The organism is bacterium, from assembly GCA_040757115.1.
GTDB lineage: Bacteria > UBA9089 > CG2-30-40-21 > CG2-30-40-21 > SBAY01 > JBFLXS01.
The window spans coordinates 1-6590 of record JBFLYA010000210.1 but is presented as its reverse complement, the minus strand read 5'-3'; the positions used below and the strand labels follow the sequence as shown (position 1 = coordinate 6590).

Here is a 6590-nt window from a genome sequence, read left to right as displayed (position 1 = left end):
AGACATTACTTGCCAATGGCAAGGCATACGAAATAGTGCGGGTAGTCCAGAAGTTAGAATCACCACCGGCAGAGAAGGTAACTATTACCAGTAAAACTTCGTATGTCTATGGTAATGGGCAGTTAGTAGCAAAGCTACAGGAAGAACCAATTAACTCTGCTCCCAAGATTTATTACTACCATAATGACCACTTAGGCTCATCAAGGGTAATTAGTGACAAGGACGGCAAGGTAGTCGAGCAGTATTTCTATTATCCCTTTGGTGGTGGAGGACCTGTAGGTGGACCGACATTTACCGGTAAGGAGCTGGATGACAGCGGCTTATTCTACTTCGGCGCCAGATACTATGATCCGGCACTTGGTAGATTTATTACACCTGATCCAGTTCAAATCCCAGCAGATAATCTCTATGTCTACTGTGCTAATAATCCGCTCACAAATATAGACCCGAATGGAGAATTCTGGCAATTTATATGGGCAGTATGGAAATTCTATACGGCAGCAAAGACACTTTATAATGTCTATGAGGCATATCAATACGGTGGATGGGATGCAGCTTTAATGAGTGCTGGTAGTAGCTGGATGTTTAATCAATTCAGTGCGGGGATAAGTGCAGGGATAGATTTTGGAGATTGGGGAGGTCCATTAGGAGATATATTCCAATTAGGAGTAGAAGGGGCGATAACTGGTGGCATAAGTTCATTAATGTATGGTGGAGATTTCTGGGAAGGGGCAAGAACAGGAGCTATTTCGGGAGTTGGTTCTGGAATAGCAAATGCTTTATTACCTATTTTAGGTGCAGTACCTACTGCAGAGAAAGAGACAATTATTAGCGATCCAGTTGATCCAACAGATTTCTTGGGAGCTGGAAAGATAGTTGTTGGTGGAATAAAAACAGTTCTTGTTGGTGGTGGTAAGGCAATAGGCAAAATTGGTGCAAAGGTTATAGGAAGAGGAGCTACAAAATTAGAAACTCACCATTTGCTTCCTAAAGAATTTGCTGAGAGGTTTAGAGATGCAGGGTTAAATCCTGAGAAATATACTATTAAAATTTCTCAAGAGAAACATAGATTAAAACCCGGAGGATTACATACAGGACCTAATAATTGGAATAAGCAGTGGCGAGAGTTTTTTAATAAATATGAGAGAATGGGAATTAAACCAACACGAGAACACATACTGCAACAGTTAGAGAAAATGAAATTACAATTTAATCTTAAGTGAGGTGATAAGGATGAAGTTTTATGTTTATACAATTGGTACTGATGATAAAAAATACCCTGTTGCTATATGGTCAGAAGAAATGAAATACAAAAACACCATTTATTGTCCTGTAAATCCTGGTCATCAAAGGGCGGGAGAGAGAATGGAAATATTAAGTATTGAACTACGTTCTCCTAAGATTGGAGACTTTACTTGGACACTTGATAGTGATGGTTTAATTACTGATCGGGTAGCACAATTGTTTAAAGAAGCAGGACTTACAGGATATGAATTGCGTCCTGTTATCATAAAAAGTGTAAGAGGACTGAGCAATCCGGAATCATTTCCAAAGTTATGGGAATTGATTACTGCAGTAAAGGATGGATATGCACATCCTATTTGTGAAATATATTTAGCAAAGGAGTGCAAAGCATGTGATCTAAAAATATACTGGTCAAGAAATGAGTTTAAATATGGAATTCTTGTGGATGAGAAGAGATGGAATGGCTCAGACTTTTTTAGGCTCAAAGATTGTAATTACGGATTAGTTAGTGAACGAGTAAAAGAGGTTGTTGAAAAACATAAATTAAGTAATATAGAATTTACTCCATCCAATGAGTATCGGTGGCCAGAAGATTTAGCTAAACCGATTTGAAGGTAAAATAAATGATTCTTTGAAGAAATGTGGGGGGTAACTCTTATGAAAGGATTTGATTACCGTATTTCAAAATCTACTGTTAAAGGCATGAATGATGAAGAACTTTTCTGGAAAGTGATTGAACCGATTTGGCCTAATAGTTCTGTTATCGACGAACTTAAACACATTTCGTATGGTAGTCCAGGTCAAAGAGCTATTTATACTACAACTTTATTTATGCGTGAAGTTGATAATGGGGGTTTGCAACAATTTTTTTGGAACAGCAGCGGAATTTATTCTGAAGAAGTGCTTAAAGGTTTCAGACTTTTAGGAATGACTTTGCATGCAGAAATTTTGAGTCAGGCATTCAAATTTTTCCCAGATGGGAAAGTTCCCCTGGACAGAAATATTCGTCAAAAATTTTTGGATATTCCAGAGGATCAATTAGAAGCTTATTTTGAGCCACTAAACGAACAATTATATGGGGAGGAACAACTTTATCCTTTTTTCAAACGCTACATCGAACTGCATCCGGAAGAATTTTTTATCGATTAGTACGACTACGCTAAAGATTTTTCTCAGGGGAATAGATTAGGGAAGGATAGTGGGGTCAGCTATGAAAAGGGTTTGTCAAGTAAAAAATATCTCCTTGTATAAAAATTTTTGGAAGATAGAACCTCCTGATTATGAAAGTGATTACAAGGATATTTTTGTAAATGGAAGTGGAAAACATTTATTTGGATTGCCTGGGGTTAAATGTTCTACTTGTGGAGAAACATGGGGTGGTTCAAGAATATTACCCTTTGAATGTCCTAGTTCATTCCAGAAACTAAAGGAAATTAGAGATCGATGGCCTATCTCGTCGGAAGAACATTTAAAATTACGACAATCTCTTTTAAAAGAACTAAATAAATCAGGTCAAAATATTGATTTCTTATTGCCTGGTGATGAATTTCAACCTGTATATCTTGAGTTTCCTTCCCGACCTAAAAGTGATTTTTTATGGTCCACCTTGGGTTCCATAATAGTATCTCAAAAGGTAAAAAGTTTATTTAAATCTAATAATGTTTCAGGTATTACTTTTTGTCCAGCAATAATAAAGAAGGTTGGGAAAAGAGAATCAGTTGGACCGGTTCCTATTCCTGAAACAGGAGAGCCAGAGGATATTATTAAGGAGGTTGAAAAAGAGAAATCTCCTAATAAATTTGGTCCTCTATTTGAAATGGTTGTTATTTCTAATAGTGGAAAACCACCAGGGGTTGAAGTAACAAAGCAATGTAAAAGTTGTGGAAGAGAAGAATTTGATGAATCAAAACGAGTTCTTATTTTAACTAAAGACATTATTCCAGAAACAGATATATTTTTTCTTAATACAACTTTATATATTATTGTTAATGATAAAGTTAGGGATATAATTCTTCAAAATCACTTCACTAATATAAATTTTTTAGAGATGGAAGTTGAATAAAGGAATTAGGAATAGGGAATTAGGAATTGGGGTCATATTACTACCATAATGACCACTTAGGTTCAGCAAGGGTGATTACGGATAAGGATGGCAAGGTAGTCGAGCAGTATTTCTATTATCCCTTTGGAGGTGGCGGACCTGTTGGCGGACCGACATTTACCGGCAAGGAGTTGGATGACAGCGGCCTATTCTACTTCGGCGCCAGATACTATGACCCTGCGTTAGGGAGATTCATTACACCTGATCCAGTTCAAATCCCAGCAGATAATCTCTATATCTACTGTGCCAATAATCCACTCACAAATATAGACCCGAATGGTGAATTTTGGCAATTTATATGGGCAGCATGGAAATTCTATACCGCAGCAAGGACACTTTATAATATCTATGAGGCATATCAATACGGTGGCTGGGACGCAGCCTTAATGAGTGCTGGTAGTAGCTGGATGCTTAATCAATTCAGTGCGGGAATTGGTAAATCTATTAATTTTGGAGATTGGGGAGGAGGATTTGGAGATGTATTAGAATGGGGGGTAGAAGGAGCGATATATGGGGGAATAGAAGCAGCGATGTACGGTGGAGACTTCTGGGAAGGAGCAAGAACAGGAGCTATTTCGGGAGTTGGTTCTAGAATAGCAAATGCTTTATTACCTATTTTAGGTGCAGTACCTACTCCAGAGGAAGAGGCAATTATTAGCGATCCAGTTGATCCAACAGATTTCTTGGGAGCTGGAAAGATAGTTGTTGGTGGAATAAAAACAGTTCTTGTTGGTGGCAGTAAAGTAATAGGTAAAATTGGAACGAAAGTTATAGGAAAAGGAACTACAGAAATAGGAAAGATAACTGCTGAAAAAACTATTGCAAAAGGGCATGGAATTAAAGACATAAAGAGGCTAAAGGAGACTTATGGAGGGAAAAACTGGAAAAAGAAAAAAGGGATTGCCTATGCTAAAGATGAATCTGGTAGAATACGTAAAGCCGAAGTTCATTGGTATGAAGCTCATGGGGTTGGCAAGGTAGAGTATAAAGTAAAAAGATGGTTGGAAGAGTAGAGGGGGTAAGAGCATGAAAGTAAAATGTATTAGTAATGATAGCTATATAGTTTTGGAAGATGAAGATATAGAGGTGGAACATGGATTAAGATGTTCTTTAACCATTGGCAAAATTTATGAAGTAGTTTCTATTGAAAATGGAGATGACTATTATAGAATAATAGACGATACAGGAGAAGACTATTTATTCCCTGCATATATGTTTGAAGAGGCAGAAAGGGATCAGACTACCATAAAGTGATCTCAAACCTAAGAAAAATGCATCTCGTTATGACTTGTTCAAAGATAAACATGGCAATATTATAGTTAAACCAAAAGATGGTACTGGACCTGGCGATTCCACAGGGATCAATATCAATGAGTTATGAGGAAGATTGAATGAAATATGAATTCTATGTATATATGAGAATTACTGATAGTAAATATTTGTCTTTACCAGAGGAAATAACTACAACTACAAACATCCAGCCAACTAGAATATGGCATCGTGGTGATCTAAGACCAAAAACAGTCATCAAGGAAAAAGAAAACGGTTGGGAGCTACAGTCAAAGTTGCCAAAAGAAAAACCTCTAAGAGAACATGTGGAACATCTGCTATCTTCTATCGAACCGTCACTCGAGTTATTTAAGACGATAACTGCCCGATATTACACAGAATTATCATGTGCTGGTTACTTTAGTGAATCTGAACCTTTCCCTGAAATACATTTTGATAGCGACTTGGTAAAGCGATTGGCTGAATTAAATGTTAACATAGATATTGATATATACATAACTTGAGCAGATCAGTTGGAGAATTTGGAAGGAGGAGCGTAGCCTTGGGTGGGGAGTTAGGGTCAGACCGTGAATGTAGAATGCACTTTCGATGAATCATTCTGTCCAACAAATGTCCCTAAGGAGAATTATTATGAATGAGATATATTTTGAGCGATTTGATTGTACCTTCTATGATGCTGATGACCCAATCTTAGTAAAGAAAAACATTGAGACTTTATCTAATTTTATAGAGCAGTTAGGTTTATTAGCTCTGGAGGGGGAATTTGGTAAAGAGATGAGAAGGAGAAGATATAAATCCTATTTTATGAATTCGTTGAGAAATTTGATTACTTTTCTTGCAGGTGAGGATTACGACAAATTTTTTATAAAAAGGATAAAGTTAGAGAGCGGATTAATAAAGAGGAATCTATATAATAAAGAAGAATATCAGGATGTGGATAAGATATTAAAACAGATATTTCTTGAGTTTTTTTAAGGTTGGGAGATTATAGGGCAAAAGTGGATGTTAGATCAATTAGGCCTCTCTTAATCTGGACACAATAGGAGAATAAAATGGATAAGATATATTTTGAGAGATTTGATCTTACTTTCTATGATGATGATGATCCAATCCTAATAAAGAAAAACATCGAGACTCTATCTAATTTTGCGGACCAGCAAGGCTTATTCGTTTTGGTGGATTGGTTTGCTAAAGAGATGAGAAGGAAAAGATATAAATCCTATTTTATGAATTCGTTGAAAAATTTGGTTACTCTTCTTGCAGGTAAGGACTATGATAAATTTTTTAGGAAAAGGATAAAGTTAAAGGGAGAATTAAGAGAGAGGGAATTAAATAAAGAATATTTTCAGAATGTAGATAAGGTATTAAAAAAATTATTACTTGAGTAAAGTAGGGGGGCAAACCTTGTGGGGAGTTAGGGTCAGACCGGACCGTGAATGTAGAATGCACTTGGCACACGAGCAAAACCTTAAACCTTATATTACTACCATAATGACCAGTTAGGTTCAGCAAGGGTAATTAGTGACAAGGATGGCAAGGTAGTAGCACAAATCTTCTATTATCCCTTTGGAGGTGGCGGACCTGTCGGTGGACCGACATTTACTGGTAAGGAGTTATACGAATGTGTAGTGTAGGGTCGCATCTTGAATTGTCGGAGTGTAGGGTCGCATCTTGAATTGTCGGAGTGTAGGGTCGCATCTTGAATTGTGAATTGATATTTTACATAACTTATTGTTAATAAAGGAATAGTAAAATTTACTTTTTCTTCTCTTAATTGCTCTTTGAAAATTAAACATCCCTGATAATAGAGATAGCACCATTTTTTAGAGACCTGAATCCAGGAGATGGTGGTAAGATTACTTACAAGGGGTGTGTAGGGTCGCATCTTGAATTGTGAATTGATATTTTACATAACTTATTGTTAATAAAGGAATAGTAAAATTTACTTTTTCTT

The 6590-nt window shown here is 36.6% G+C and carries 9 protein-coding genes and 1 pseudogene; all 10 read left to right on the top strand.

Annotated features, from left to right (window positions below):
• Nucleotides 1-1223: RHS repeat-associated core domain-containing protein (locus tag AB1422_15025; GenBank protein MEW6620624.1), on the top strand; the 1223-nt coding region annotated here is incomplete at its 5' end.
• A gap of 10 nt (nucleotides 1224-1233) precedes the next feature.
• Nucleotides 1234-1857, top strand: a complete 624-nt coding sequence (locus AB1422_15020) for a hypothetical protein (protein ID MEW6620623.1) — start codon at nucleotides 1234-1236, stop codon at nucleotides 1855-1857.
• 45 nt (nucleotides 1858-1902) lie between these two features.
• Complete coding sequence (locus tag AB1422_15015) at nucleotides 1903-2394, top strand: DUF4375 domain-containing protein (protein ID MEW6620622.1); 492 nt, start codon at nucleotides 1903-1905, stop codon at nucleotides 2392-2394.
• 61 nt (nucleotides 2395-2455) lie between these two features.
• Nucleotides 2456-3307 (top strand): double-CXXCG motif protein, encoded by an 852-nt coding sequence (locus AB1422_15010; protein MEW6620621.1) that lies wholly within the window; start codon nucleotides 2456-2458, stop codon nucleotides 3305-3307.
• 26 nt (nucleotides 3308-3333) lie between these two features.
• Entirely contained in the window at nucleotides 3334-4359 is a 1026-nt protein-coding gene (locus tag AB1422_15005) for an RHS repeat-associated core domain-containing protein (protein ID MEW6620620.1), read from the top strand.
• Nucleotides 4360-4372: 13 nt separating this feature from the next.
• Nucleotides 4373-4600 (top strand): hypothetical protein, encoded by a 228-nt coding sequence (locus AB1422_15000; protein ID MEW6620619.1) that lies wholly within the window; start codon nucleotides 4373-4375, stop codon nucleotides 4598-4600.
• Between the two features lie 25 nt (nucleotides 4601-4625).
• Nucleotides 4626-4727 (top strand): annotated as a pseudogene (locus AB1422_14995) (polymorphic toxin type 33 domain-containing protein).
• A 10-nt stretch (nucleotides 4728-4737) separates the two neighbouring features.
• Nucleotides 4738-5139: a DUF4279 domain-containing protein gene (locus tag AB1422_14990; protein MEW6620618.1), complete on the top strand. Its 402-nt coding sequence runs from the start codon at nucleotides 4738-4740 to the stop codon at nucleotides 5137-5139.
• 127 nt (nucleotides 5140-5266) lie between these two features.
• Entirely contained in the window at nucleotides 5267-5611 is a 345-nt protein-coding gene (locus AB1422_14985; GenBank protein ID MEW6620617.1) for a hypothetical protein, read from the top strand.
• A 77-nt stretch (nucleotides 5612-5688) separates the two neighbouring features.
• Nucleotides 5689-6024 (top strand): hypothetical protein, encoded by a 336-nt coding sequence (locus AB1422_14980; protein MEW6620616.1) that lies wholly within the window; start codon nucleotides 5689-5691, stop codon nucleotides 6022-6024.
• Nucleotides 6025-6590: the final 566 nt, after the last annotated feature.